At 65.4% G+C, this 26,490-nt stretch carries 22 protein-coding genes and 1 pseudogene; 15 read left to right on the top strand and 8 right to left on the bottom strand.

Features of this window, described 5'->3' with window-relative positions; translation table 11 throughout:
• Nucleotides 1–122: 122 nt before the first annotated feature.
• From JQ627_RS03905 to JQ627_RS03895, 3 genes are all read right to left on the bottom strand, one after another.
• The gene (locus tag JQ627_RS03905; RefSeq protein ID WP_212482818.1) at nucleotides 123–302 is read right to left on the bottom strand and encodes a hypothetical protein; all 180 of its coding nucleotides are present in this window, start codon (nucleotides 300–302) and stop codon (nucleotides 123–125) included.
• A 184-nt stretch (nucleotides 303–486) separates the two neighbouring features.
• A complete protein-coding gene (locus JQ627_RS03900) occupies nucleotides 487–723 on the bottom strand; it encodes a hypothetical protein (protein WP_212482817.1) in 237 nt (78 codons plus the stop codon).
• Between the two features lie 60 nt (nucleotides 724–783).
• Nucleotides 784–1,770: a Ku protein gene (locus JQ627_RS03895; protein WP_212482816.1), complete on the bottom strand. Its 987-nt coding sequence runs from the start codon at nucleotides 1,768–1,770 to the stop codon at nucleotides 784–786.
• A gap of 235 nt (nucleotides 1,771–2,005) precedes the next feature.
• Here JQ627_RS03895 and JQ627_RS03890 point away from each other — a divergent pair, with 235 nt between their 5' ends.
• From JQ627_RS03890 to JQ627_RS03825, 14 genes and pseudogenes are all read left to right on the top strand, one after another.
• Nucleotides 2,006–2,161: a hypothetical protein gene (locus tag JQ627_RS03890; protein WP_212482815.1), complete on the top strand. Its 156-nt coding sequence runs from the start codon at nucleotides 2,006–2,008 to the stop codon at nucleotides 2,159–2,161.
• A 229-nt stretch (nucleotides 2,162–2,390) separates the two neighbouring features.
• The gene (locus JQ627_RS03885; protein ID WP_212482814.1) at nucleotides 2,391–3,059 is read left to right on the top strand and encodes a response regulator transcription factor; all 669 of its coding nucleotides are present in this window, start codon (nucleotides 2,391–2,393) and stop codon (nucleotides 3,057–3,059) included.
• Nucleotides 3,060–3,151: 92 nt separating this feature from the next.
• Nucleotides 3,152–4,528 (top strand): sensor histidine kinase, encoded by a 1,377-nt coding sequence (locus tag JQ627_RS03880; RefSeq protein ID WP_212482813.1) that lies wholly within the window; start codon nucleotides 3,152–3,154, stop codon nucleotides 4,526–4,528.
• Nucleotides 4,529–4,689: 161 nt separating this feature from the next.
• Nucleotides 4,690–6,093 carry a hypothetical protein gene (locus JQ627_RS03875; RefSeq protein WP_212482812.1) on the top strand — a complete coding sequence of 468 codons (1,404 nt, stop codon included), beginning with the start codon at nucleotides 4,690–4,692 and terminating at the stop codon, nucleotides 6,091–6,093.
• A gap of 100 nt (nucleotides 6,094–6,193) precedes the next feature.
• Nucleotides 6,194–6,463 (top strand): hypothetical protein, encoded by a 270-nt coding sequence (locus JQ627_RS03870; RefSeq protein WP_212483160.1) that lies wholly within the window; start codon nucleotides 6,194–6,196, stop codon nucleotides 6,461–6,463.
• A gap of 131 nt (nucleotides 6,464–6,594) precedes the next feature.
• On the top strand, nucleotides 6,595–7,710 hold the full coding sequence (ccmI, locus tag JQ627_RS03865; protein ID WP_212482811.1) for a c-type cytochrome biogenesis protein CcmI: 1,116 nt from the start codon (nucleotides 6,595–6,597) through the stop codon (nucleotides 7,708–7,710).
• 37 nt (nucleotides 7,711–7,747) lie between these two features.
• The gene (gene ccmE / locus JQ627_RS03860; protein WP_212482810.1) at nucleotides 7,748–8,290 is read left to right on the top strand and encodes a cytochrome c maturation protein CcmE; all 543 of its coding nucleotides are present in this window, start codon (nucleotides 7,748–7,750) and stop codon (nucleotides 8,288–8,290) included.
• Entirely contained in the window at nucleotides 8,287–10,269 is a 1,983-nt protein-coding gene (locus JQ627_RS03855) for a heme lyase CcmF/NrfE family subunit (RefSeq protein ID WP_212482809.1), read from the top strand. Before ccmE ends, JQ627_RS03855 begins: the two co-directional genes overlap by 4 nt.
• Nucleotides 10,270–10,273: 4 nt before the next feature.
• Complete coding sequence (locus tag JQ627_RS03850) at nucleotides 10,274–10,756, top strand: cytochrome c-type biogenesis protein (protein WP_212482808.1); 483 nt, start codon at nucleotides 10,274–10,276, stop codon at nucleotides 10,754–10,756.
• A 110-nt stretch (nucleotides 10,757–10,866) separates the two neighbouring features.
• Nucleotides 10,867–12,208: pseudogene (locus tag JQ627_RS03845) on the top strand (methyl-accepting chemotaxis protein).
• A gap of 220 nt (nucleotides 12,209–12,428) precedes the next feature.
• Nucleotides 12,429–14,009, top strand: coding sequence for a Do family serine endopeptidase (locus JQ627_RS03840; protein WP_212482807.1), 1,581 nt, complete (start codon nucleotides 12,429–12,431; stop codon nucleotides 14,007–14,009).
• 287 nt (nucleotides 14,010–14,296) lie between these two features.
• Nucleotides 14,297–14,977, top strand: a complete 681-nt coding sequence (locus JQ627_RS03835) for a response regulator transcription factor (RefSeq protein ID WP_038944287.1) — start codon at nucleotides 14,297–14,299, stop codon at nucleotides 14,975–14,977.
• Nucleotides 14,961–16,415 carry an ATP-binding protein gene (locus JQ627_RS03830; protein WP_212482806.1) on the top strand — a complete coding sequence of 485 codons (1,455 nt, stop codon included), beginning with the start codon at nucleotides 14,961–14,963 and terminating at the stop codon, nucleotides 16,413–16,415. The genes JQ627_RS03835 and JQ627_RS03830 overlap by 17 nt, the downstream gene beginning before the upstream one ends.
• Complete coding sequence (locus JQ627_RS03825) at nucleotides 16,412–19,381, top strand: bifunctional [glutamine synthetase] adenylyltransferase/[glutamine synthetase]-adenylyl-L-tyrosine phosphorylase (RefSeq protein WP_212482805.1); 2,970 nt, start codon at nucleotides 16,412–16,414, stop codon at nucleotides 19,379–19,381. Before JQ627_RS03830 ends, JQ627_RS03825 begins: the two co-directional genes overlap by 4 nt.
• Here JQ627_RS03825 and JQ627_RS03820 read toward each other — a convergent pair.
• The 5 genes from JQ627_RS03820 to JQ627_RS03800 are packed head-to-tail and all read right to left on the bottom strand — an operon-like array spanning nucleotide 19,356 to nucleotide 25,327.
• Nucleotides 19,356–19,592, bottom strand: coding sequence for a formate dehydrogenase subunit delta (locus tag JQ627_RS03820; protein WP_212482804.1), 237 nt, complete (start codon nucleotides 19,590–19,592; stop codon nucleotides 19,356–19,358). The genes JQ627_RS03825 and JQ627_RS03820 overlap by 26 nt on opposite strands.
• Nucleotides 19,579–20,409, bottom strand: coding sequence for a formate dehydrogenase accessory sulfurtransferase FdhD (gene fdhD / locus JQ627_RS03815; protein ID WP_212482803.1), 831 nt, complete (start codon nucleotides 20,407–20,409; stop codon nucleotides 19,579–19,581). Before fdhD ends, JQ627_RS03820 begins: the two co-directional genes overlap by 14 nt.
• Nucleotides 20,410–20,413: 4 nt before the next feature.
• On the bottom strand, nucleotides 20,414–23,287 hold the full coding sequence (gene fdhF, locus JQ627_RS03810) for a formate dehydrogenase subunit alpha (RefSeq protein ID WP_212482802.1): 2,874 nt from the start codon (nucleotides 23,285–23,287) through the stop codon (nucleotides 20,414–20,416).
• Nucleotides 23,288–23,297: 10 nt separating this feature from the next.
• Complete coding sequence (locus tag JQ627_RS03805) at nucleotides 23,298–24,854, bottom strand: NADH-quinone oxidoreductase subunit NuoF (protein WP_212482801.1); 1,557 nt, start codon at nucleotides 24,852–24,854, stop codon at nucleotides 23,298–23,300.
• The gene (locus tag JQ627_RS03800) at nucleotides 24,851–25,327 is read right to left on the bottom strand and encodes a formate dehydrogenase subunit gamma (protein ID WP_135215011.1); all 477 of its coding nucleotides are present in this window, start codon (nucleotides 25,325–25,327) and stop codon (nucleotides 24,851–24,853) included. The genes JQ627_RS03805 and JQ627_RS03800 overlap by 4 nt, the downstream gene beginning before the upstream one ends.
• Nucleotides 25,328–25,551: 224 nt before the next feature.
• Between JQ627_RS03800 and JQ627_RS03795 the strand changes: the two genes are divergently transcribed.
• The gene (locus JQ627_RS03795; protein ID WP_014496684.1) at nucleotides 25,552–26,445 is read left to right on the top strand and encodes a LysR family transcriptional regulator; all 894 of its coding nucleotides are present in this window, start codon (nucleotides 25,552–25,554) and stop codon (nucleotides 26,443–26,445) included.
• Nucleotides 26,446–26,490: the final 45 nt, after the last annotated feature.

Below are 26,490 nucleotides of genomic sequence, written 5' to 3'. Positions count from 1 at the left end.
GCCAAAAGAATTAGCCCCGGGGCGAGCGCGCCTCCGTCACATACGATGGCATTCATTAAATTAAGGTTCCATCGATCCATCCAAATGGATTCAAAATCGAGCCCTTCGCGCGGGCCGTGCTTTCATGGCGCGATCGTGGGGCTCTGCGCGCCGGGGAGACGGCGTTTCAGCACGGCGGTGAGGCGATTGACCAGATCCTGCACGGTGCCCGGCCGAGACCGCGTCGCCGTGCCGGCGGCCTGTTCGGTCCCGGGCCCGTCGTTCACGATGCTGATGTAGTTCTTTCTGACGTCCTGCTGCACGGGGCACGCGAACCCTTGGCTCGATCGGGACCGGGACCATGCTGTGCGCAGGGGGAACCAACGGTTAATTTTGTCTCCCGTAGGAATACCCTGCCGTGCCGGAATGAGCGCGCCGCTTAACGGTTTGTTGAGCCTGTTCGTCGAGGTCGGGAAGGATGTTAACCGGGGATGCCAACCATGGCGCTCATTCGCGCCGTCCGTCCGCATTCAGCGCCCGCAACATCGCGATGCGGGCGAACATCACCCAGCCGCCGCCGGTCTCGGCTGCCTTGATCAGGGTCTCGATCGCGGTCTGCCAGTGCGTTTCGTGCTGCGCGTCCTCGGGCAGCCGCATGATGTAGTCGGCCGCCTCTTGAAGCGTGAGCAGCTTGCGTTTGCTGCCCACGCGAACGGGATCGTCGAACGCCGTCGACCAGGGCATGTCAGGCCGGCCGATCGAGGAGGAGCGACATCACGGCGCGGTTGCAGCTGCGGATTGCGTCTACCCGGCCTTCTTCGCCCGCGCAGGCGCGCGCACCGGCTTGTCGGCCCTCTTGGGGGGCGCTTCCTTGGCTGCTGCTGTCTTGCCGCCCTTGCCGGCGATCGGCAATAGCATCTCGCGCTGGCCCTCGACACGCTTCTTCGGCTTCTTGCCCTTGACGGTCTCCTTGACGGTCTCCTTGGCGACCTTCGCCGCGGGCGCCGTGTCCTTCTCGTTCGCGATGCTCTTCTTCAGCGCGTCCATCAGATTGATGACGTTGCCGCCGGTTTTCGGCGCGGCCTTCGCGGTGATCGGCGCGCCGCTGCGCTTCTTGTTGATGAGATCGATCAGCGCCGTCTCGTAATGGTCCTCGAACAGCTCGGGCTCGAACGCGCCGGACTTCTTCTCGACGATGTGCCTGGCAAGGTCGAGCATGTCCCTGGTCAGCTTCACGTCCTGGATGTCGTCGAAATATTCCTTCTCGCTGCGGACCTCGTAGGGATAGCGCAGCAGCGTGCCCATCAGGCCGCTCTCGAGCGGCTCCAGCGCGATGATGTGCTCGCGGTTGGTCAGCACGACGCGGCCGATCGCGACCTTGTCCATGCTGCGGATGGTCTCGCGGATCACCGCGTAGGCGTCGTGGCCGACCTTGCCGTCAGGCACGAGATAATAGGGGCGGATCAGGTAGCGGTTGTCGATATCGGCCTTCGGCACGAACTCGTCGATCTCGATCGTATGCGTGGAGTCCAGCGCGATGTCGTCGAGCTCGTCCTTGGTGACCTCGATATAGGTGTCGGTGTCGACCTTGTAGCCCTTGACGATGTCCTCGGAGATGACCTCGTCACCGGTCTCGGCGTCGACCTTGAGGTACTTGATCCGGTGGCCGGTCTTGCGGTTGATCTGGTTGAACGAGACCTTCTCCGTATCCGAAGTGGCCGGATACAGCGCGACCGGGCAGGTCACGAGCGACAGACGCAGAAAACCCTTCCAATTGGCGCGGGGGGCCATGGGCTACTCCAAACGCAACGGGGACAGAGGACGAGGATACCATCGGGGAACAACGAATCATAGCAAGGCGGATAGCGGAATCTTGCAACTGCGTTAACCGTCCGCTCGGCGCCTGGTTGCAGCCCGATGCAGCGGCAAAAACCGGAACATCACATCCAATCACGCGTTGGCCCGGGACATCAGGCTGCGAGGAGGTCGCGACCACTGCAGCCGACATCCAGAGATCGAGGGCATTATGGCAGCTACGCGAGAGCACGATCAGATCATCGAAACCGCAACCGAGGCGCGTCAGGGCGAGCCTGGGCCGTCAGTGGCCGCCCTGCTTGCCATCTCGACCGGGCTCGCGATCCTGATCCTCGCCGTCATCTGGTTCGTGTTCTTCCGGACCTGACGGCCAGTCGACGGGAGGGTTCGGACCTTCCGACTACGCCGCGTAGCGGCACATAGCGCCCGCCACGCCGCCGGCTCGTCCGGTGGCCCGGCGGGCGCAGTCGCGTCGGCGCATGAGAAGCTCTATATGACCAAAAAGTAACGCGGCCGGTTCCCCGTGTTCATATTCAGTTCACGCCGGAATTGCTCATCTGTAGCGGTGTTCATGCGGCCTATTTCTGGAGAGAAGCGTGCGCCTGCTTGTTGTTGAGGACGACCCCGATCTCAATCGCCAGCTCACCAAGGCGCTGACGGACGCCGGCTACGTCGTCGATCGCGCCTTCGACGGCGAGGAGGGGCATTATCTCGGCGATAATGAGCCCTACGATGCCGTTGTGCTCGACATCGGCCTGCCGAAGAAGGACGGCATCTCGGTCCTAGAAGCCTGGCGCCGCAACGGCCGCACCATGCCGGTCCTGATCCTCACCGCGCGCGACCGCTGGAGCGACAAGGTCCAGGGGTTCGATGCCGGCGCCGACGATTACGTTCCAAAGCCGTTCCATCTGGAGGAGGTGCTGGCGCGCATCCGCGCGCTGCTGCGCCGCTCCACTGGTCATGCCCAGAGCGAATTGAGTTGCGGCCCCGTCACGCTCGACACCAGGACCGGACGGGTCAGCGTCTCCGGCAATCCGGTCAAGATGACCTCGCACGAATATCGGCTTCTGGCCTACCTGATGCACCATTCGGGGCGCGTCGTGTCCCGCACCGAGCTGGTCGAACACCTCTACGACCAGGACTTCGACCGCGACTCCAACACCATCGAGGTCTTCGTCGGCCGCATCCGCAAGAAGCTCGACGTCGACATCATCCAGACCGTCCGCGGCCTCGGCTATCTCCTGACCCCGCCGCCCGGCGCTTGAGGCGTCAGGACTTGACGGCAGGCCGAACAGGGGCCTTGGTCCGGTCATGACGTCCGACGCCCCGCCATCCTGCGCCTGCCGGGATCCTTCCGATGCCCGCTAGCTCGCTTGCCAACCGCCTGTTCCTGTCGGCGACGGCGTGGCTCGTGGTGATCCTGGCCATCACCGGCGTGGTGCTGTCGTCGGTCTACAAGAGCGCCACCGAGCGCGCCTTCGACCGCCGGCTCAATCTCTATCTGCGCACCCTCATCGCCGAGGTCGCGACCCCCGACGAGCCGCCGGACCGTCAGTTCCAGTCGCTCGGCGAGCCCCTGTTCGAGCTGCCGCTGTCGGGCTGGTACTGGCAGATCACGCGGACCGATACCGAAAAGCCGGAGGTGCGCTCCTCGCGCTCGCTTTGGGACAAGAAGCTGCCGAAGCTGGAGGAGCAGGGCACCGAGCTCACCGCCGCCGGCATTCGCCTGGCCTATGTCGACGGGCCCGAGGGACAGAACCTGCGCATGGTGGAGCGTCCCGTCGATCTCGGCGCGGACGGCAAATATCTGGTCAGCGTCGCCGGCGACGACACCGAGATTTTCGACGAGACGCGCAGCTTCGACTACTATCTTGGCGGCACCTTCACCGCGCTCGGCATCGTGCTGCTGCTGACCACGGTGTTCCAGGTCCGCTTCGGTCTTGCGCCGCTCAAGCGCATCTCTGAGTCCATCGCCGACATCCGCTCGGGGCGGGCGGAGCGGCTCGAAGGTGAATTCCCGGTCGAGATCGCGCCATTGGCGCGCGAGACCAACGCTCTGATCGATGCCAATCGCGAGATCGTCGAGCGCGCGCGCACCCATGTCGGCAACCTCGCCCATGCGATCAAGACGCCGCTCTCTGTCATCGTGAACGAGGCCGGCACCCATGTCGCCGATCCGTTCGCGGCCAAGGTGATGGAGCAGGCGGACGTGATGCGAGACCAGCTCGCCCATCATCTGGAGCGCGCGCGCATCGCGGCACGCGTCTCGGTGGTCGCGACCGTGACGGAGGTCGCGCCCGTCATCGAGGCCCTGCGGCGGACCATGGAGAAGATCCATCGCGATCGCGGCATCGTGGTCGAGGCCAAGGCCGATCCGTCCGCGAAATTTCGCGGCGAGCGGCAGGATCTGGAGGAGATGGTCGGCAATCTCGTCGACAATGCCTGCAAATGGGCGGCCTCGCAGGTCTTCATCGAGGTTCTGGTGGAAGCGCCGCAGCAGGCGGGCGCCGGCCCGCGCCTGCGGATGATCGTTGATGACGACGGCCGCGGCCTGTCGGAGGCCGAGCGCGCCCAGGTCTCGCGGCGCGGCCAGCGGCTCGACGAGTCCAAGCCCGGCTCGGGGCTCGGCCTGTCCATCGTGACCGACCTCGCCGCGCTCTATGGCGGCAGCCTCTCGCTCGGCGGCGCCCCGACCGGTGGCCTGCGGGCGGAGCTGGTCCTCCCGGGAATATAATCCTTTGTTCCCGCATGACTATTTGATGTGGCCGGCACCGATCCGGACGAAACCGGAGCTATTTCGGAGGGACTTCCTAAACGGCTTCTTAAGTGGGGCCCATCTATGATCGCGCAGGACGCATCCCACGTCCGCCATTTTACCGTGCATTACCCGGGCGCATGAGCCAGACATCGATCGAGCGGCTGAGGGAATATCTCGCGCAGCTCCCGCCGCAGTCGCAGGCACTGCTGATGCGGGAGTTCGAGCGCGCGCTCGAGCGCGGCCAGGACACGGCCGTGGCGACCCTCGTGCTCGAGCAGCTGCGCAAGGTCGTCCGCAAGACCGAAGCCGACGAGGCTCCGCCGCCGCGCACGGACGACCTGTCGCGGCTTTTGTTCCAGGTGTTGGAACCGTTCCTGGTCGAGGCCGGCGCCCCGGTCCGGGTCGGCCAGATCCGCCGCTCTTCGCTGCATCCGATCTGGCAATGGCTCGGCCGCGATGGCGCCCCGGACAAGGTGAACGAATTCGAGGCGGCGCTGGCGCGCATGCCGGCTTCAGACAGCGCAGGGCAGGTCGAAGCCCTCGCCTCGAAGCTCCAGGCGGTGGCCGCGGATGCCATCTTCGAACTGACGGGTCCCGGCGGCGGCGACAAGACGCGCGCGCTCGCCCGCGTCGGCTCGCCCAACGTGATCGAGGACCTCTATTCGATCGGAGCGGTGCTCCAGGTCCGGGAAGCCATCGCGACGCTGAACGAGAAGCTGCCGCGCTTCCTGCGCGTCTTCGGCGAGCCACAGATCGCCTCGGTAACGGCAGCAATGAACATTCCGGCCCTCCAGACTCCGCAGATGCTGCCCTTCGCGCTGTCGATCATCGCGCAGCGGATGACGGCGCGCTGGCAGATCATCCGCCTCGCCATCAAGATTGCCGCCTCCGACGACGAGATCCGCGTCGCGGCAACGCCCTATGGCGTCGCCGTCACGATCGCGCTGCATGACCTGTCCTGCGTCGCCGCAGCGTTGCGCATGGACATCAAGCGCGGCCATTTCGACAATGTCGCCGACAATCTCAAGGCGCTGCATGACGGCGTCCGCGGCCTGCGCACGGAACTCGATCTGCGCAACGATTCCGCCTGGGGCAAGCAGCTGACCTCGATCCGGGCCGACATCTCCAATGCGCTGCAATCGGAGATCGACAGCGTTCCCGGCCGCGTTCGCCGCATCCTGCGCCAGCGTCCCGAGAAGGACATTCCGCCGGGGGCGCGGATCGACAGCACCGAGGTCGAGGAAACCGTGGCGCTGATCGATTTCGTCGCGACCTGCCGCAACTACGCGAGCGAGCTTGCGATCAATGAAGTGACGCTGCGCACCTATTCCGATCTCCAGCAATATGTCGAACGGTCGACCGAGCAGTTGGTGCAGTCGCTGCGTGCCGCCGATCACAAGGTCCGCACTTATCGGCAGCAGCAGGTGCAGGCCGCGATCCGCTTCTGCCAGGTGCTGTTCGGCGATGATTATGCGTCGCTGATGAGTCGCGCCGCGGAGAACGCGGCCACGGGCGAGCGCAAATCGTCGCGCGCGAGCTGATCCAGGCGCATGTTTTTGTGATCACAATTTGTGGTTGACGATGCCGGTGGCGGGCCCTACGGTCGCCGTGCAAGTTTTTGAAATTTCTATCTGTGGGCGCATGAAACCCCTTATCAGCTCCATCGAAATTGAAAACCGCGTCATTGTTGCCAAATATCAAAGGCTGATGGTTGGTGCGAAGGTGGTGCTGATCGAGAAGGCAAGCGGCCGGCAGCTGCCGGAGACCGTTACCAGGGTTGCTTCGCCTGTTCCCGTCGGGGTGTTGCGCATCAGATTGCCTGACGCAATCGAGCCGGGAACATACTTCCTGAGGGCCTTCAACGGGCACGGCGAGGACGCCGCTCAAAGCGCGGACTTCGAGATCGGCTAAGCCGTTGGATTCGCACCGTTTCGGGACTGTGTGCGGTCGCGCCGAATTGACAATTGTCAATTGCCGCATCGTCCGGCCGTGGTGTAAAGCCACCTGTGGGCGCGGTTCGCGCGCTGCCGGAAGCTTGCCAGATGACGCTATGGTTCGTGTTCGCGCTGATGACGGTCGCGGCGATTTTCGCCGTGCTTCTGCCGCTCGGCCGCAGCGGACGCGCGCAAAATCAGGGTAGCGAGGTCGCGGTCTACAAGGACCAGCTCGCCGAGATCGAGCGTGATCTCGCCGCAGGGCTGATCGCCGCGCCCGAAGCCGAGGCCGCACGTGTCGAGATCAGCCGCAGGCTGCTTGCCGCGGCCGGGAGCGAGCCCGCATCGGAACCGAAATCGAGCCTTAAATGGCGCCGCGCAGCCGCAGTGCTGGCGCTCGTCGCCCTGCCGCTGGTTGCGGTCGGCGTCTACATGCCGCTCGGCTCGCCCATGCTGCGCGACTTTCCGCTGGCGCAGCGGGAGCGGGGCTCCGGGTCCGGTATGGCGCAATCGCTCGAGAACCTCGTCGTGCAGGTCGAGCAACATCTGGAAAAGAATCCGACCGACGGACGCGGCTGGAACGTGCTTGCGCCGGTGCTGGAGCGGCTCGGTCGCTTCGACGATGCGGTGCGCGCCTATCGCAACTCGCTCACCTACAATGGCGAGAGTGCGGAGCGCAGGTCCGATCTCGGCGAAGCGATCGCGGCTGCTGCAAGCGGCGTGGTGACCGCCGAGGCGAAGGCCGAATTCGAGCGTGCGCATGCGCTCAACGGCGACGATCCCAAGGCGAACTATTTCCTGGGTCTTGCCGCCGAGCAGGATGGCCGCAAGGACGATGCCGCCAACATCTGGCGCGCGCTGCTGGCGAAAGCGCCGGCGGATGCGCCGTGGCGTCCTCTCGTGCAGACCTCGCTCGCGCGGGTCGGCGGCGGAGGCGCTACGATGCCGGCGCTGTCGGACGAGACGGTCGCAGCTTCCAAGGACATGAACGAGGGCGATCGCAACGCGATGGTTCGCGGCATGGTCGAACGGCTCGCTACGCGCCTCAAGCAGAATGGCGACGACGTCGAGGGGTGGCTGCGCCTGGTGCGCGCCTATCTCGTGATGGGCGATCGCGACAAGGCGGTGGGCGCATCGAGCGATGCCCGCCAGGCGGTCGCCAACGATGCCGCGCGGCTGCGACAGCTCAACGAAGGCCTCAAGACGCTCGGGGTCGACGGATGACGATTTCAGGACGAGACGGGCGGAGAACGGATACGCCATGACGCGCAAGCAGCGACGTATGACCATCATCGGCGGCTCCCTCGCAGTGCTCGCGCTTGCGGCCGCGCTCGTGCTCAACGCGCTGCGCGACTCCATCGTGTTCTTCTCGACGCCAACGATGGTCGCCGAGAAGCACGTCGAGCCGGGCAAGCGGTTTCGTCTCGGCGGTCTGGTGCAGCCCGGCTCGCTCCAGCGCGGCGATAATCTCGCCGTGACCTTCGAGGTTGCCGACGGCGGCGCCAAGCTGCCGGTCGCTTACAAGGGCATCCTGCCCGACCTGTTCCGGGAAGGGCAGGGCGTCGTCGCCGAAGGCGCGCTCGACGCCAATGGCGTGTTCAAGGCCGACACCGTGCTGGCCAAGCACGACGAGACCTACATGCCCAAGGATGTCGCCGACGCCCTGAAGAAGCAGGGGCACTGGAAGGACGATTACGGCGCGCAAGCTTCCGGTGGCGCCAAGCCTTCTGGTGACACGAAGCCTTATGGTGACACAAAGCCTGCGGCGACCGCGCAGGGCAACCCGCAGGGAGCCGTGCGGTGATCGCGGAATCCGGACATTACGCGCTGGTGCTGGCGCTCGCCCTGGCGTTGATCCAGTCCATCGTGCCGCTGATCGGTGCGCGCTTGCGCGATGCCGCGTTGATGAACGTGGCGCGCTCCACCGCGCTGGCGCAACTCCTGTTCGTCGGCGCGTCGTTCATCGCGCTCGTGATGCTTCACGTGGACTCGGATTTCTCGGTCGCCAACGTCTACGAGAATTCCCATTCGATGAAGCCGCTGCTCTACAAGATCACCGGCGTCTGGGGAAACCATGAAGGCTCGATGCTGTTGTGGGTGTCGATCCTGGCGCTGTTCGGCGGATTGGTCGCGGCCTTCGGCAACAATCTGCCGCTGTCGCTGCGCGCGCATGTGCTGGCCGTGCAGGCCTGGATCGCCAGCGCCTTCTATCTCTTCATCCTGATGACCTCGAATCCGTTCCTGCGCATCGTCAATCCGCCGATCGAGGGACGCGATCTCAACCCGGTGCTTCAGGACATCGGCCTCGCCGTGCATCCGCCGATGCTCTATCTCGGCTATGTAGGCTTCTCGATCTCGTTCTCCTTCGCCATCGCGGCGCTGATGGAGGGCCGGATCGACGCGGCATGGGCGCGCTGGGTTAGGCCGTGGACGCTGGTCGCCTGGATATTCCTGACGCTTGGCATCTCCATGGGTTCCTACTGGGCCTATTACGAGCTCGGCTGGGGCGGCTGGTGGTTCTGGGACCCGGTCGAGAACGCCTCGCTGATGCCGTGGCTTGCCGGCACTGCGCTGCTGCATTCGGCGCTGGTGATGGAGAAGCGCAACGCGCTGAAGGTCTGGACCATCCTGTTGTCGATCCTGACCTTCTCGTTGTCGCTGCTCGGCACATTCCTGGTGCGTTCCGGCGTCATCACCTCCGTGCACGCCTTCGCCACCGATCCGACGCGCGGCGTGTTCATCCTGCTGATCCTTTGCCTGTTCATCGGCGGCAGCCTGTCGCTGTTCGCGGGGCGCGCGACCTCGTTGAAGCAGGGCGGCCTGTTTGCGCCGATCTCGCGCGAGGGTGCACTGGTCTTGAACAACCTGCTGCTTACCGTGGCGTGCGCGGTCGTGCTGTTCGGCACGCTCTATCCGCTGGCGATGGAAGTGCTGGCCGATTTCAAGATGTCCGTCGGTGCGCCCTTCTACAATCTCACCTTCGTGCCACTGTTCACGCTGCTGCTGCTCGCGGTGCCGTTCGGGCCGATGCTGGCGTGGAAGCGCGGCGATCTGCTCGGGGTCACCCAGCGGCTGCTCGCGGCGGGCGTTGCCGCACTCGTTGTGATCGCCATTGTCTGGGCCTGGACGCGCGGCGGCAGTGCGCTGGCGCCATTGGCCATTGGGCTTGGAGTCTTCGTCATCGCCGGTGCCGTGACGGATCTGTCCGAACGGACCGGCTTGTTCCGCCTGCCGTTCGCAACGACGCTGCACCGGGCCCGCGGCCTGCCGCGTTCGGCCTGGGGCACGGCGTTCGCCCATGCAGGGCTCGGCGTCGCGCTGATCGGGATCGTCTGCGAGACCACCTGGAACAGCGAATACATCGCGACCATGAAGCAGAACGACGTTGCGCACGTCGCCGGCTATGATCTCAAGCTCGACGGCCTGTTGCAGCGCCAGGGGCCGAACTTCCGAGAGATGATCGCCGAGTTCAACGTCAGCAGCGACGGCGAGAAGATCAGCGTCATGACGCCGTCCAAGCGCAGCTTTACGACGCGCGGCTCCTCGACGACCGAGGCCGCGCTGCTGACCCGCGGCGCGAGCCAGCTCTATGTCTCGCTCGGGGATGCGACTGCCGAGGGCGCCATTGCTGTGCGCATCTATCACAAGCCGCTGGTGCTGCTGATCTGGTGGGGACCGGTGCTGATGGCTTTCGGCGGCATGCTGTCGCTGTCCGACCGGCGCCTGCGGGTCGGTGCACCGAAACCGGCGCGGGCCAAGCAACGCCTCCAGCCGGCGGAGTGACCTGATGCGTCGGATGATGCTGGCGATCGTTGCGCTCGTGCTGCTGGCTTTGCCTGCAGTGCACGCCGTGCAGCCCGATGAGATCATGTCGGACCCTGCGAAGGAATCGCGCGCGCGCGACCTGTCGCGCGAGCTGCGCTGCATGGTTTGCCAGAACCAGTCGATCGACGATTCCGACGCGCCGCTGGCGCGCGATTTGCGGCTGCTGGTGCGCGAACGGATCGCGGCCGGCGACAGCAACTCGCAAGTGCTCGACTTCCTGGTCGCGCGCTATGGCGAGTTCGTGCTGCTCAAGCCGCGCTTCGAGCGGCAGACCATGTTGTTGTGGTTGCTCGCGCCGCTGCTGCTGATTGGCGGCGGCCTGGCGCTGTGGCTGCAAATCCGTCGGCGCGCGCGAAGCGGTGCAGACGTACCAGCTCCGCCGCTCACGCCTGAGGAAGAGGCGCGTCTCGCAGCCCTGATGTCGGATGATGCGAAGTCGTCCTAGCGCCTACGTAATGATACGTAGGCCGTCTGCCGCAGCCTGTTTCATGCTCTGTTGACCTTTGTCTGGAAGCTTGTCGCGAAATTCGATTCCAGACTTTGAGTGCCTCAGCGATGTTCACGAACAGCAATCTGACGATCCGCTTCCTGGTTGGCGCCGTCGTCGCTGTATTATTGTTCCTGCTGGGCATCGGCGGCGGCACCGGCTTCGTCGCGGTGCTCTATCTCAACAACGAGATCACCGGCCTGTCGTCGGACTTCGCTGCGCTCAGCGGCCCTGCGCGTGATCATGCGATGCAGATCTATCTGCAGGCACAGACGGCGTTCTCTTATTTCCTGATGGCCTGCGGCGTGATTGCGGTGGTCGCCGTCGCGATCTGCCTCACCACCTGGTTCGCGGTACGCAACGGAATCCTCAGTCCCCTGGCGGCGATCGTGCACGCCATGCGCGAGGTCGCCGACCAGAAATTCGAGACATCTGTTCCGGGCCTTGGCGGCACCAACGAGATCGGCCTGCTTGCCGGCGCGCTGGAAGTCTTCAAGACGAATGGCCTGGAGCGACGGCGCCTCACCGAGCAGCAGCTGCTCGAAGCCCAGCACCAGGCCGAGCGATCGAAATTCCTGGACGCCCGGATCAAAAGTTTCAACGAGCTCGTCGCCAGTGTGGTCGACAGCGTGGCGTCATCGGCCTTGCACCTGAAGAGCAATGCCGAGACGCTGTCGCGGACGGCCAACGACACCAGCACCAAGGCCAATGCGGTCGCGAGCGCGGCGAACCAGGCCAGCACCAGCGTGCAGACAGTCGCGGGCTCGGCCGAGGAGATGACGAGTTCGATCGGCACGATCGGCCGCCGCGTCACGGATGCGACCCAGCGCGCCGAGGGCGCGGCGACGCAGGCCGAGAAGAGCCGCGATACCATCCACTCGCTGTCGGACGCCGCCGACAAGATCGGGGAGGTCGTGCAGCTCGTGCAGGCGATCGCCTCGCAGACCAACCTGCTGGCGCTCAACGCCACCATCGAGGCGGCGCGCGCTGGGGAGGCCGGCAAGGGGTTTGCCGTGGTCGCCTCCGAGGTGAAGAGCCTCGCCCATCAGACCAGCAAGGCGACCGAAGAGATCACCTCGCACGTCGCCAGCATCCAGGGCATCACGGCGGAAACGCGCGGCGCGATCGACGGCATCTCCAGGACGTTGTCGGAGATCTCGTCGATCATGTCGGGCATCGAGGTCGACACCGCCCAGCAGCGCAACGCCACGCAGGACATCACCCGCAGCGCGCAGGATGCCGCGCACGGAACCCTGGACGTCTCCAACCACATCGTCCAGATCCTCGACGTCGGCGGAGACCGGCCGCATGGCGGCCGAAGCGCGGGATTCCGCCGTAGACTTGTCGCAGCAGGCCGAAACCCTGAAGCGGGAAGTCGACGAATTCATCGTCAGCGTCAGAGCGAGCTGATCTCGCCAAAAGTGTGTTCCGTGCTCGTCAGGGGAACTCGATTAAGTTCCTGTAAGACCACCACTTTCGGCGTGCGATAAACTGCCGCATCGGCGCGGGCCTTCATTACAAAAGTTTAACCCCGCCGCCAGCGCACGGTAAGGCGGGAGCCCCCATCTTCAGGTTCGTAACGTGCTGCCATCCGGCACCAAAAGAATTCTAGGCCCTTGGAGATTCCTGCATGACCGACCGTCCCGACCTCACGAACCTTCCGTCCTACCGGCAGCCCCGCCGGTCGGTTTTCTCCGCGCGCAGGATCGCGCTGATGGCCTCGGTCGTTGCCGGCCTCGGGATTGCCGTGCACGGCTTCGGCCCGTCGATCTCGCCGAGCGACCTGTTCTCCAGCCCGGCTCATGCGCAGGTCAACAATGAGGTCCGCAAAGTCGAGCGTCCGATCGGCTTCGCCGACATCGTCGAGCGCGTGAAGCCCTCGGTGATTTCGGTGAAGGTCAACATCAAGGAAAAGACCGCGAGCAACGATGACGGCGACGACGCGCAGTCGCCGTTCCAGCCGGGCTCGCCGATGGAGCGCTTCTTCCGCCGCTTCGGCGGTCCGGATGGCGTTCCGGGCCTGAAGGGTGGCGGCCGTGGCCGCGTCGTGCAGGGCCAGGGCTCCGGCTTCTTCATCTCGGCTGACGGCTTTGCCGTGACCAACAACCACGTGGTCGACGGCGCCGACAAGGTCGAGGTCACCACCGATGACGGCAAGACCTACACCGCCAAGGTGATCGGCACCGACCAGCGCACCGACCTGGCCTTGATCAAGGTCGAGGGCAGCACGAACTTCCCGTTCGCCAAGCTTGCCGACGGCAAGCCGCGGATCGGCGACTGGGTGCTCGCGGTCGGCAATCCCTTCGGCCTCGGCGGCACCGTGACTGCCGGCATCGTCTCGGCCAGCGGCCGCGATATCGGCAACGGCCCCTATGACGATTTCATCCAGATCGACGCGCCCGTGAACAAGGGCAATTCCGGCGGTCCGGCTTTCGACACCAACGGCGAGGTGATGGGCGTCAATACTGCGATCTACTCGCCCTCCGGCGGTAGTGTCGGCATCGCGTTCTCGATTCCCGCCAACACCGTGAAGAGCGTGGTGGCGCAACTGAAGGATAAGGGCTCGGTCAGCCGCGGCTGGATCGGCGTGCAAATCCAGCCGGTGACGTCCGACATCGCCGACAGCCTCGGCATGAAGAAGGCCGAAGGCGCGCTGGTGGCAGAGCCGCAGGCGAACGGTCCAGCGGCCAAGGCCGGCATTGAGTCGGGCGACGTGATCACGTCGGTCAACGGCGAATCCGTCAAGGATGCCCGCGAACTCGCCCGCACCATCGGCGGCCTGGCGCCCGGCGCGACCGTGAAGCTCAACGTGTTGCACAAGGGCCAGGACAAGGTCGTGAACCTCACCCTCGGCCAGCTGCCGAACACGGTCGAGGCCAAGGCCGACACCGGCAAGGATAGCGGCAAGGGTGCGAGCCGTGGCACCGACGTGCCCAAGCTCGGCATGACCGTCGCGCCCGCCGACTCTGTGGCCGGCGCCGGCAAGGAAGGCGTCGTGGTCACCGAAGTCGATCCGAAGAGCGCCGCGGCCGAACGCGGCTTCAAGGAAGGCGACGTGATTCTCGAGGTCGGCGGCAAGAGCGTGAGCACCGCCGGCGAAGTCCGCGACGCCATCAACACGGCGCGGACCGACAACAAGAATAGCGTCCTGATGCGCGTGAAGAGCGGCGGCCAGTCGCGCTTCGTCGCCGTGCCCATCGCCAAGGGCTAAGCCTTCAGGAGGCCTACGAGATGAGGGGTGTCGCCGGCATCAGTCGCCCCCGCCGCCGACGCCCTTCGGGGGAGCAGCGCAAGGCACGCTCCCCCAGTCTACCTTCCGGTGGAATTACGCCCCCCTCCGTCGGAAGGCCTAGGGCGGTGAAGTCCCCCCAGCTTCACCGCCCGCCTTTCTCTCGACCCAAGTTCTCGACCCAAGTCTCGTTCGCCTGGCTTGCATGCGATTGCCGCTCGCGCCATGTTTAGAGAAGGTTGACCTCCTTGACCGCCGCCGAACGCACGATGCGCCTCCTCATCATCGAAGACGACCGCGAATCCGCCGACTATCTCGTGAAGGCGTTTCGCGAAGTCGGACATATTGCCGACCACGCCGCCGACGGCGAGGAAGGCCTCGCCATGGCCGAGAACGGCGACTACGACGTGCTGGTGGTCGACCGCATGCTGCCCAAGCGCGACGGCCTGTCCCTGATCGGCGCGCTGCGCGATAAGGACGACTCGACGCCGGTGCTGATTCTCTCCGCGCTCGGGCAGGTCGACGACCGCATCAAGGGCCTGCGCGCCGGTGGCGACGACTATCTGCCGAAGCCTTATTCATTTGCCGAGCTGCTGGCCCGGGTCGAGGTGCTGTCGCGGCGCCGCGGCGGTCCGGCCGAGGACACACTCTACCGGGTCGGCGATCTCGAGCTCGACCGGCTGTCCCATCGCGTCGCCCGTGGCAAGGACGAGCTGACGCTCCAGCCGCGCGAATTCCGCCTGCTCGAATACCTCATGAAGCATGCCGGCCAGGTGGTGACGCGCACCATGCTGCTGGAGAACGTCTGGGATTATCACTTCGATCCGCAGACCAACGTGATCGACGTTCACATATCGCGGCTGCGCTCCAAGATCGACAAGGGTTTTGAGCGGCCGCTGCTCCACACGATCCGCGGCGCCGGGTACATGATCCGTGACGGCATTCGGTAAACTCGTCCGCACGACGGCATTCCGGCTGACGCTGGTCTATTTGCTGCTGTTCGCGATGTTCGCGGCCTCGCTGCTCGGCTATTTCGCCTGGAATACGCGGCGGCTGATCACCGAGGAGATCACGCAGACGGTCAATGCCGAGACCTCGGAGATCAACGAGATCTACGGCCGCCGCGGCTTGCGCGCCCTCGTGCTCGCGATCGAGTACCGGGCGCTGCGGCCGGGCGCCAACCTCTATCTCGTGACCACGCCGACCGGGCAGGCGATCGCCGGCAATGTCGGCTCGCTGGCGCCGGGCGTGATGGCGACGCGCGGCTGGTCCGAGACCGCCTACCGCCGCATCGAGGATGCCGATGACCGTGACCACCGCGCGCTGGTGCGCGTCACCGAGCTGGAAAACGGCTTCCGGCTGCTGATCGGCCGCGATCTCGCCGAGCGGCGACGGCTGTTCAGCATCGTCGCCAAGGCGGCGCAATGGTCGGTCCTGATTGTCGTGGTGCTCGGCCTCGGCGGCGGCATCTTCGTCGCGCGCAGGGTATTGAGGCGCATCGACGCCATGACGGGCACCGCGCAGCGCATCATGACCGGTGACCTCAGCGGACGCCTGCCGGTGGGGCGCAGCGGCGACGAGCTCGACCGCCTCGCCGAGAACCTCAACGCCATGCTGGAGCGGATCGAGGCCCTGATGGCGGGGCTCAAGGAAGTCTCCGACAACATCGCCCACGATCTCAAGACGCCGCTGACACGGCTGCGGAACCGCGCCGAGGAGGCGCTGGCGAAGTCGGGCTGCGAGGCCGATTACCGTGCCGCGTTGGAGCGGACCATCGAAGAATCCGACGGGCTGATCCGCACCTTCAACGCACTTCTGATGATCGCGCGTGCCGAGTCCGGGCAGGCGCGCGGCAACATGGACGATTTTGACGCCGCCGATGTCGCCAATGGCATTCACGAGCTCTACGAGCCGCTGGCCGAGGACGACGGCATGACGTTGAAGGTCAAGGCCGAACCGACGCCGGTTCACGCCAACCGCGAATTGATCAGCCAGGCGCTCGCCAACCTGGTCGAGAACGCGATCAAATACGGCAAGCCGGTCGCGCAGACCGGTGGAACCGTGGTCAGCATGGACTCGAGGCAGATCATCATCGAGGCGAAGCGCGAGGGCGACCAGGTTTTGCTCAGCGTCACCGATCGCGGCCCTGGTATCCCCGAAGCCGACCGCAAGCATGTCATCGAGCGATTCGTGCGGCTTGAGGCCAGCCGCACGCTGCCGGGTTCCGGCCTCGGTCTCAGCCTTGCCGCCGCGGTCGCGACATTGCATGGCGGAGAATTGCGGCTGGGTGATGCCCAGCCCGGCCTCGTCGCCACGCTGGTGCTCCCGGCGCGTGCCGGCGACAGGGTTGCTCCGCCAATGCAGGATGTGCCACAGAAGGTGGCATGAACCACTCCGCGCCGGGAAACGCGGACAAGCATGGTGAGGGCCTGGCCGCGCGCTTCGCGGAGGCTCCCCATATTGCCGCTTCCACAACCGATGAACGCCGTTTTGAAAATTGGCGGGCTGAACTCGAGCCGGCGCAATTGGCCCGTGTGGAGGCGCTGCTGGCTCATCCCTTCGCGCGGGATATTCTGGCCGGCATCGCGGAGTTCTCGCCCTATCTGTTCGATCTGGTGCGCGCGGATACGCCGCGGCTGATCCGGCTGCTCGAATGCGATCCGGATGTGCATCTCCCCGCGCTGATCGCGGAGGCGGGGGACGCGGTGCTGGCAGCCGCCGATGAGGCCGAGGTGATGCGAGTGCTTCGCCGCATGAAGGCGGAAGCCGCGCTTCTCACCGCGCTGTGCGATATCGGCGGCGTCTGGCCGGTGATGCAGGTGACGGCGGCGCTGACCGATGTCGCGGTATCCTCGGTGCAGGCGGCGCTCCAGTACCAGCTGCGGCAGGAAGCCGCACGTGGAAAGATCCTGCCGCCCAATCCCGAAGCTCCGGAAGAAGGCTGCGGCCTGATCGTGCTCGCGATGGGCAAGATGGGGGCGGGCGAGCTGAACTATTCCAGCGACATCGACCTCATCGTGTTCTTCGATCCCGATGCCACGACGCTCGCGCCCGACATCGAGCCGCAGCCGTTCTTCGTCCGGGTGACGCAGGGCATGGCGCGCATTCTCCAGCAGCGTACCTATGACGGCTACGTCTTCCGCGTCGACCTGCGCCTGCGTCCCGATCCGTCCTCGACGCAAGTGGCGATCTCGCGAGATGCTGCGCTAAACTATTACGAGCGGGAAGGGCGCACCTGGGAGCGCGCCGCGATGATCAAGGCGCGTGCCTGCGCCGGCGATGCGCGGGCGGGCGAGGCGCTGCTCGCGGAGATCGCGCCGTTCGTCTGGCGCAAGCATCTCGACTTCGCCGCACTTGCCGACGTCCACGACATGAAGCGTCAGATGCAGACCTATCGCGGCCAGAGCGAGATCGCGGTCGAGGGGCACAACGTCAAGGTCGGCCGCGGCGGCATCCGCGAGATCGAGTTTTTTGCGCAGACGCAGCAACTGATCGCCGGCGGCCGTCATCCGGAGCTGCGGGTGCGGCCGACGCTGGCCGCGCTCAATATTCTCGCCTCCAGCAACTGGATCACTTCTGCGGCGCGTGACGAACTGACCACGGCGTATGAATTCCTGCGCCGCGTCGAGCACCGCCTCCAGATGATCGCCGACGAGCAGACCCATGCGCTGCCCGAGGACAAGGAGGCGGTCGAGCGCTTTGCGCACTTCTTCGGCTATCCGGATCGCGAAGCCTTTGCGCATGACCTGTTGCGGCAGCTCCAGATCGTGCAGGGGCACTACGAAAAACTGTTCGAGGGCGATGACCCGACCGGCACGGCAAAATTGCCAGCGCTCGACTATCGCGCAGGTCCTGACGATCCGCGACTGCTGCAATATTTGACGACGCTCGGGTTCAAGAAGCCGGCCGCCCTCGCGCAGACCATGCGCGACTGGATCACCGGCGACTACCGTGTGTTCCGCAACGACCAGACACGAAGCGCTTTCGTCGAGTTCGTGCCGGCCCTGATCGACGGCCTCGCGCGTGCCGAGGAGCCGGATCGCGCCGTCGTGGCGTTCGATCAGTTCCTCCAGGCACTCCAGCTTGGCGGCCGGCTGATCACGCTGCTCGGCCAGAACCGCGATCTCGTCGCGCTCGTGGCGCTGGTGCTGGGCGCGGCTCCGCGGCTCGGCGAGATGCTGGCGCGGAAGCCGCAGCTCATGGACGGCCTGATCGATCCGAGATTCTTCGGCGCGATGCCGGACAAGCAGGAATTGTCGGCGCGATTGGCCGCCACGGTGCGCGACGCCGACTCCTATGAGGAATTTCTCGACCGTCTCCGCCTGTTCGGGCAGGAGAGCCTGTTCCTGATCGGCACGCGCATTCTCTCCGGCACGGTCTCGGCGCAGCAGGCGAGCACGGCTTTCGCTGATGTCGCCGAAGGCACCGTCCATACCGTGCACGATCTTGTCGCCGAGCGCTTCGCCGCCCAACACGGCCGTATCAAGGATCAGGAGACCGCGATCATCGCGATGGGCCGGCTCGGCAGCCGCGAGATGACGGCATCGTCCGATCTCGACCTGATCCTGCTGTACGATTTCGACAGCGACAATCCGGACTCCGACGGGCCAAAATCGCTTCAGGGTGCACACTACTTCGCGCGCTTCACCCAGCGCCTGATCAGCGCCTTCACCACGCGCACCAATTACGGTGTGCTGTACGAGATCGATATGCGGCTGCGCCCGTCGGGACGCGCCGGTCCGGTCGCGTCGAGTCTCGTCTCATTCGCGGACTACCAGGCCAACGAGGCCTGGACCTGGGAGCACATGGCCCTGACCCGCGCCCGCGTGGTATCGGCCTCGGATGAATTCCGTGAGCGGATCGAGCGCATCATCCGCGATGTCCTGACCCGCCGCCGCGACCGGGCGATCATTGCCAACGACGTCGCCGATATGCGGCGCGCCATCGCGCAGGAGAAGGGCGAGAGCGACCATTGGGATCTCAAATACGCCGCCGGCGGCATGGTCGATATCGACTTCATTGCGCAATATCTCCAGCTCGTGCACGCCCACGACCAGCCGGAGATATTGGATGTCAGCACCCTCCAGGTGCTGGACAACGCCGCCAAGCTCGGCGTGTTGCCGCAGTCGGAGGCGGAAATCCTGCGCGCCGCGGCGCGGCTCTATCACGATTTGACGCAGATCCTGCGGCTCTGCGTCAGTGATGGCTTCAAGCCCGACACTGCCGGCACCGACCTTCAGCGCGTCATGGCGCGCGCCGGCGATGCGCCGGATTTCTCCTCGCTCGAGGCCCGCGTGAAGGAAACGCAGAGCGAGGTGCGGCGCGTGTTCACGGCGCAGCTGGAAGGGAAATAGTCTGCTTCAGTGACGTCAGCGCTTCGAGCACGTTCGGCTCCAGCCCGGCGCCGCCGGCGTCGAGATGAGCGAAGATCGCGCGCTTCATCCGGGGATCCCAGAATTTCTTGATATGGTCGGCGATTCCAGGCACGGCCTTGTCGTGGCCCTGGCTCTTGAAGAACATGCCGATCTGGTTGGCCATGTAGACGAGGCGGTCAGGCGACGACATCGATAATCTCCTGAGCACGATGAGCCGTGACGCGGCCCTGGTGCGTGAACACTTCAAACCCGTCGCTGCGGGCAATCGCGATCAGCGTGATGCCGGCGGCCTCCGCGGTGTGCACCGCGAGCGCGGTGGGTACGGAAACCGCGACCAGCACAGGCGCGCCGATGGCGGCCGTCTTCTGCACCATCTCGACCGAGACACGACTCGTCAGCAAGACCATGCCGCCGCTTGCGTTCGTCCGGCTGCGCGCCAGCGAACCGGCGAGCTTGTCGAGCGCGTTGTGGCGGCCGACATCCTCGCGCAGGGCGACGATGCCATTTGACAACGACCAGAACGCGGCCGCGTGGACCGCGCGGGTCTGTATGTTGATCGATTGCAGGGGCGCGATGGCCTGCATCGCCGTCATGATCTGCTCAGGCGTGAACGTCTGTCCCTGCTGCACGACGGCCGCAGGCCGCACGGCTTCGGCAATTGAATCGATGCCGCAAATGCCGCAGCCGGTCGGGCCGGCGATGTGGCGACGCCGCTCGCTGATGCGTCCGGCATCTTCCGACGCAAGCCACATCCTGAGCTCGATGCCGTCGTCGAGGCGGACCACTTCGAGCGACTTGATGTCGTCGACCGACCTGATGATGCCTTCGTCCAGGCTGAAGCCGACGGCAAAATCCTCGAGGTTCTGCGGGGTTCCCATCATGACGGCGTAGGTGCCGCCATTATAGGTTAGCGCCAGCGGCGTCTCCTCGGGGATCAGCCGCGCCCCTTCGGACGCGACACCGTCGCGCCAGATCTCGCGGTCGATGGCCTGGACCGGCACGTGCATGCCGTTACTCCGCGGCCTCGGCCGGCGCGATGCGGCGGGAGTGCCGCGCCTGCTCGTCGTAGCTCTTCTGCCAGTCGGATGGACCGTTCGACGGCGAGATCTGCACCGCGGTCACCTTGTATTCGGGGCAGTTGGTGGCCCAGTCCGAAAAGTCGGTGGTGATGACGTTGGCCTGCGTGTCCGGGTGATGGAAGGTGGTGTAGACGACGCCCGGTGAGACGCGGTCGGTGATCTCCGCGCGCAGGGTGGTTTCGCCCGCACGGCTCGCGAGTCGCACCCAGTCGCCGTCGCGCACACCGCGCTGCTCGGCGTCGTGCGGATGAATCTCGAGCCGGTCCTCGGCATGCCAGACCACGTTCTCGGTGCGCCTTGTCTGCGCACCGACATTGTACTGGCTGAGGATGCGGCCCGTGGTGAGCAGCAGCGGGAAGCGGGGCCCGGTGCGCTCGTCGGTTGCGACGTATTCGGTGACGATGAACTTGCCCTTGCCACGGACGAAGCCGCCGATATGCATCACCGGGGTGCCCTCCGGCGCCTTCTCGTTGCAGGGCCATTGCACCGAGCCGAGTTCGTCGAGCTTGGCGTAGGAGACGCCGGTAAACGTCGGCGTCAGTGCCGCGATCTCGTCCATGATCTCGGACGGATGGCTGTAGTTCATCTCGAAGCCCATGGCCTTGGCGAGGGCGATGGTGACCTCCCAGTCGGCCATGCCGTTCTTCGGTGACATCACCTTGCGGACGCGCTGGATGCGGCGCTCGGCGTTGGTGAAGGTTCCGTCCTTCTCGAGGAAGCTCGAGCCGGGCAGGAAGACATGGGCGTAGTTTGCGGTCTCGTTCAGGAAGAGGTCGTGAACGATGACGCATTCCATCGACGACAGCGCCGCCACCACGTGCTTGGTGTTGGGATCGGACTGGAGGATGTCCTCGCCCTGCACGTAGATGCCCATGAACGTGCCTTCGATTGCGGCATCGAACATGTTGGGAATGCGCAGGCCCGGCTCCGGGTTGAGCTTGACGTTCCACAACGCTTCGAACTGGTCGCGCACGGCGTCGCCCGAGATGTGACGATAGCCGGGCAGCTCGTGCGGGAACGAGCCCATGTCGCACGAGCCCTGGACGTTGTTCTGGCCGCGCAGCGGATTCACGCCGACGCCGGGACGGCCGATATTGCCTGTGACCATCGCAAGGTTCGCGATCGCGATCACCGTGGTCGAGCCCTGGCTGTGCTCGGTGACGCCGAGGCCGTAATAGATCGCGCCATTGCCGCCGGTGGCGTAGATGCGCGCGGCTTCGCGCAACACCTGCGGATCGACGCCGGTGAGGATCGCGGTGGCTTCCGGACTGTGTTTCGGCTGGGCGACGAAGGCGGCCCATTCCTCGAACTCGGCCCAGTCGCAGCGCTCGCGCACGAAGGCTTCGTTGGCGAGGCCCTCGGTGACGATGACGTGCGCCAGCGCCGTCACGACGGCAACGTTGGTGCCGGGCATCAGCGGCAGGTGCAACGCCTTTACGTGCGGCGATTCCACCATTTCGGTCCGGCGCGGATCGATCACGATCAGTTTCGCACCCTGGCGCAACCGCTTCTTCAGGCGCGAAGCGAACACCGGGTGAGCGGAGGCGGGATTTGCACCAATGATGACCGCGACGTCAGTATCCTCCACCGAGTCGAAGTCCTGCGTGCCGGCCGACGTGCCGAAGGTCTGCGACAGGCCGTAACCGGTCGGCGAATGGCAGACGCGGGCGCAGGTGTCGACATTGTTGTTGCCGAAGCCGCCACGGATCAGCTTCTGCACCAGATAGGTTTCTTCGTTGGTGCAGCGGGACGAGGTGATGCCGCCGATGGCGTCGCGGCCGTATTTCTTCTGGATGCCGCGCATCTTGGTGGCGGCAAACGAGAACGCCTCATCCCAGGACACTTCGCGCCAGGGATCCTCGATCCGCTCGCGGATCATCGGGTTGAGGATACGCTCCTTGTGGTTGGTGTAACCCCAGGCGAAACGGCCCTTGACGCAGGAATGGCCGCGATTGGCCTTGCCGTCCTTGTACGGCACCATGCGCACGACTTCCTCGCCGCGCATCTCGGCCTTGAAGGCGCAACCGACGCCGCAATAGGCGCAGGTGGTGACAACGGAGTGCTCGGGCTGGCCGATCTCGATCACGGATTTTTCCGTCAGCGTCGCGGTCGGGCAGGCCTGCACGCAGGCGCCGCAGGAGACGCATTCGGAGCCGAGGAAGCTCTCGCTCATGCCGGGCGAAACGCGGCTGTCGAAGCCGCGGCCCGAGATGGTCAGCGCGAAGGTGCCTTGCACTTCCTCGCAGGCGCGGACGCAGCGCGAGCAGACGATGCACTTCGACGGATCGTAGGTGAAATAGGGATTGGACTCGTCCTTCGGCATCCAGGCGGCGTTGACCTCGCCGTTGGACTTGGCGAAGACGTGGTTCTCGCCCTCATAGCCGTAGCGGACGTCGCGCAGGCCCACGGCGCCTGCCATATCCTGCAATTCGCAATCGCCGTTGGCGCCGCAGGTGAGGCAGTCGAGCGGATGGTCGGAGATGTAGAGCTCCATCACGCCCTTGCGCAGTTTCTTCAGCCGTTCGCTCTGGGTGTGCACGACGAGGCCCGGCATCACCGGTGTGGTGCAGGAGGCCGGCGTGCCGGCGCGGCCCTCGATCTCGACGACGCAGAGCCGGCACGAGCCGAACGCATCGACCATGTCGGTCGCGCAGAGTTTCGGGATCTGGTGGCCGGCGTCCATCGCGGCCCGCATGATCGAAGTGCCCTCGGGCACCGTGACCTGGTTGCCGTCGATGGTCAGCGTGACCATCGTTTCCGATTTGGAGCGTGGCGTGCCGTAGTCGATTTCTTCGATCAGAGACATCGTCGTTCTCCTATTCCGCGGCCTGAAGCGTGGTCGGGATGGGTGCGAAATCCTCCCGGAAATGCTTCAACGCGCTGAGCACGGGGTAGGGCGTGAAGCCCCCGAGTGCGCAGAGCGAGCCGAATTTCATCGTGTTGCAGAGGTCTTCGACGAGCGCGAGGTTTTCGCTCACGCGCTCGCCGCGGATGATCTTTTCGATGGTCTCGACGCCACGGGTCGAGCCGATGCGGCAGGGCGTGCACTTGCCGCAGGATTCGATGGCGCAGAATTCCATGGCGAAGCGCGCCTGCCTGCGCATGTCGACGCTGTCGTCGAACACGACGATGCCGCCATGGCCGATCAGGCCGTCGCGTGCGGCGAAGGCTTCGTAGTCAAACGGGGTATCAAACAGCGCGCGCGGGAAATAGGCGCCGAGCGGGCCGCCGACCTGCACCGCGCGGACCGGGCGGCCCGTGAACGTGCCACCGCCGACGTCGTCGACGAGCTCGCCGAGCGTCACGCCGAACGCGGTCTCGAACAGCCCGCCATGGCGGATGTTGCCGGCGAGCTGGATCGGCATCGTGCCGCGCGAACGGCCCATGCCGAAATCGGTATAGGCCTTGGCGCCCTCGGCGAGGATGAAGGGGATCGCCGCGAATGACAGCACGTTGTTGATGACGGTCGGCTTGCCGAACAGGCCGTGATGCGCCGGCAGCGGCGGCTTGGCGCGCACCAGGCCACGGCGGCCTTCGAGGCTTTCCAGCAGCGAGGTCTCTTCACCGCAAACGTAAGCGCCGGCGCCAACCCGCACTTCGAGATCGAAGCTGGAGGTCGAGCCGCCGATCTTGTCGCCGAGATAACCGCCGCGCTTCGCCGCCTTGATGGCCGCGTTCATCGCTTCGACTGCGTGCGGGTATTCGCTGCGGATGTAGATGTAGCCCTTGGTCGCGCCGACGGTGATGCCGGCGGTCGTCATGCCCTCGATCACCAGGAAGGGGTCGCCTTCCATGATCATGCGGTCGGCAAAGGTGCCGCTGTCGCCTTCGTCGGCGTTGCAGACGATGAATTTGCGATCGGCTTTGGCCTGCGCAACCGTCTTCCACTTGATGCCGGTCGGGAAGCCCGCGCCGCCGCGGCCGCGCAGGCCCGATGCGGTGACCTCCACGAGGATTGCATCGGAGCCAAGCGACAGCGCGCGTTCCAGGCCCTTGTAGCCGCCATGGGCGCGGTAATCGTCGAGCGAGCGCGGATCGATCACGCCGCAGCGGGCGAAGGTGAGACGGGTCTGTCGCTTCAGCCAGGGGATCTCGTCGGTCGCGCCCAGCCGCAGCAGGTGCGGCGTGTTGCTGGCGAGCGCGTCGAGCAGGGAAGGCACATCGGTCTCGCTGACCGGGCCGAAGGCGATCCGGCCCTGCGGCGTCGCGACCTCGACCAGCGGCTCCAGCCAGTACATCCCGCGCGAGCCGGTCCTGACGATCTCGACAGTAACGCCGCGCTTGGCCGCAGCCTGTTCCAGCGCCAGCGCAACCTCGTCGGCGCCTACGGCCACCGCACCCGCATCGCGTGAGACGAAGAGACGCATGCTCATCGCTGTGCCTCCGCAACCAGTGCATCGAGGCGCTTCTCGTCGAGCCGGCCAATGAGGCGGCCGTCGAGCATTGCGGACGGTGCGGTCGCGCACAGCCCGAGGCAGTAGATCGGCTCCAGCGTGACGCGATCATCGGCGGTCGTGTTACCGAGCGGCACGCCTAGCTTCGCCTCGGCGCGCGCAGCCAGCGCGTCGCCACCCGCAGCCTGGCAGGCCTCCGCGCGGCACAGCTTCAGGACATGACGGCCGGCCGGCTTGTGCCTGAAATCATGGTAGAACGTGAACACGCCATGCACCTCGGCGCGCGACAGATTCAGCGCCTGCGCCACCATGGGAATCGCCGCCTCCGGCACGTAGCCGAACGCCTCTTGAAGGGCGTGGAGGATGACGAGCGTCGCGCCCTCTTGCTTCGCATGTTCGGCGATGATCTCGGCGCCGCGCGTTTCGTCCCAAGGCTCGTAAACCGCTGTCATTCTTTGTTCTCAGATTGAGCGTCCCTTGATCGCAAACTATTTGGAATCGTTCGAAGATCAATAAAGCTGTCTCATGCTGCGATTGCGAATTCTGATCGATTGGCGTGTGCAATCGATCGATATGAAATTGCTATCGAGGCTGTTCCGCGGGGCGGTTTTTGTGTGTTGGCAAGGGTGGGGCGTGCTAGCTTGCATGCCACGACAGAATCCGAGGGGACGACCGGTTGATCGACAAGCTTGAACTGCTGCTGGCGCTGGCGAAGGAGCGGCATTTTGGACGCGCGGCAGAAGTCTGCGGCGTGACGCAACCGACGATGTCGACCGGGCTCAAGCAGCTCGAGGAGATCCTCGGCGTGATGCTGGTCCAGCGCGGCTCCCGCTTCCAGGGTTTTACCCCCGAGGGCGAGCGGGCGCTGGATTGGGCGCGGCGGATCGTCGGCGATGCCCGCGCCATGCGCGACGAGATCAACGGGCTGAAGCATCAGCTCTCGGGCGAAATCCGCATCGCGGCAATCCCGACCGTGCTCGGCATGGTCGCCCAGCTGACGACGCCGTTCCGCGCCAAGCATCCCGAGGTGCGCTTCCGGATCCAGTCCACCACCTCATCCGAGGTGCTGGGGCTGCTCGAAAATCTGGAGGTCGATGCTGGGCTGACCTATATCGAGAACGAGCCGATCGGCAAGGTGCGCACCATTCCGCTCTACAACGAGAGCTATCGCCTGCTGACCGCGCCGGATGGAATGTTCGGCGATCGCGAGACGGTGACGTGGAAGGAGGTCGGGCAGGTGCCGCTGTGCCTGCTGACGCCCGACATGCAGAACCGCCGCATCATCGACCGCGCGCTCCGCTCGGTCGGCGCGGAGGCGACGCCGACCCTGACCTCGAACTCGCTGCTGGTGCTGTTCACGCATGTGAAGACGGGGCGCTGGGCGAGCGTAATGCCGGCCAAGCTTGCCGAGACGCTTGGCCTGTCCGATACGGTGCGCTCGATCCCGATCACCGATCCCGATGTCAATTACAGCATCGGCATGGTGATCCCGCAGCGCGATCCGATGACGCCGCTGATCGCGGCGCTGGTCAACGTCGCGCGCGAAGTGGCACCGTCACTGCAATTGTAGGGTCTACAGCGTTTTCGAGCGATACCGGTTCGCGTGAAGACAACG

Origin of the sequence: Bradyrhizobium liaoningense, assembly GCF_018130785.1 — a bacterium.
GTDB lineage: Bacteria > Pseudomonadota > Alphaproteobacteria > Rhizobiales > Xanthobacteraceae > Bradyrhizobium > Bradyrhizobium liaoningense_A.
The sequence above is the reverse complement of the archived record's forward strand: the minus strand, read 5'-3'. Positions and strand labels throughout refer to the sequence as shown.

Coding starts and splice junctions, on each gene's coding strand:
- JQ627_RS03900 (WP_212482817.1), bottom strand. CDS start 723: ATGCCCTGGTCGACGGCGTTCGACGATCCCGTTCGCGTGGGCAGCAAA.
- JQ627_RS03805 (WP_212482801.1), bottom strand. CDS start 24,854: ATGAGCATGCGTCTCTTCGTCTCACGCGATGCGGGTGCGGTGGCCGTA.
- JQ627_RS03825 (WP_212482805.1), top strand. CDS start 16,412: ATGAACCACTCCGCGCCGGGAAACGCGGACAAGCATGGTGAGGGCCTG.
- JQ627_RS03895 (WP_212482816.1), bottom strand. CDS start 1,770: ATGGCCCCCCGCGCCAATTGGAAGGGTTTTCTGCGTCTGTCGCTCGTG.
- JQ627_RS03870 (WP_212483160.1), top strand. CDS start 6,194: ATGAAACCCCTTATCAGCTCCATCGAAATTGAAAACCGCGTCATTGTT.
- fdhD (WP_212482803.1), bottom strand. CDS start 20,409: ATGCACGTGCCGGTCCAGGCCATCGACCGCGAGATCTGGCGCGACGGT.
- fdhF (WP_212482802.1), bottom strand. CDS start 23,287: ATGTCTCTGATCGAAGAAATCGACTACGGCACGCCACGCTCCAAATCG.
- JQ627_RS03850 (WP_212482808.1), top strand. CDS start 10,274: ATGCGTCGGATGATGCTGGCGATCGTTGCGCTCGTGCTGCTGGCTTTG.
- JQ627_RS03800 (WP_135215011.1), bottom strand. CDS start 25,327: ATGACAGCGGTTTACGAGCCTTGGGACGAAACGCGCGGCGCCGAGATC.
- JQ627_RS03880 (WP_212482813.1), top strand. CDS start 3,152: ATGCCCGCTAGCTCGCTTGCCAACCGCCTGTTCCTGTCGGCGACGGCG.
- ccmI (WP_212482811.1), top strand. CDS start 6,595: ATGACGCTATGGTTCGTGTTCGCGCTGATGACGGTCGCGGCGATTTTC.
- ccmE (WP_212482810.1), top strand. CDS start 7,748: ATGACGCGCAAGCAGCGACGTATGACCATCATCGGCGGCTCCCTCGCA.
- JQ627_RS03820 (WP_212482804.1), bottom strand. CDS start 19,592: ATGTCGTCGCCTGACCGCCTCGTCTACATGGCCAACCAGATCGGCATG.
- JQ627_RS03890 (WP_212482815.1), top strand. CDS start 2,006: ATGGCAGCTACGCGAGAGCACGATCAGATCATCGAAACCGCAACCGAG.
- JQ627_RS03840 (WP_212482807.1), top strand. CDS start 12,429: ATGACCGACCGTCCCGACCTCACGAACCTTCCGTCCTACCGGCAGCCC.
- JQ627_RS03835 (WP_038944287.1), top strand. CDS start 14,297: ATGCGCCTCCTCATCATCGAAGACGACCGCGAATCCGCCGACTATCTC.
- JQ627_RS03875 (WP_212482812.1), top strand. CDS start 4,690: ATGAGCCAGACATCGATCGAGCGGCTGAGGGAATATCTCGCGCAGCTC.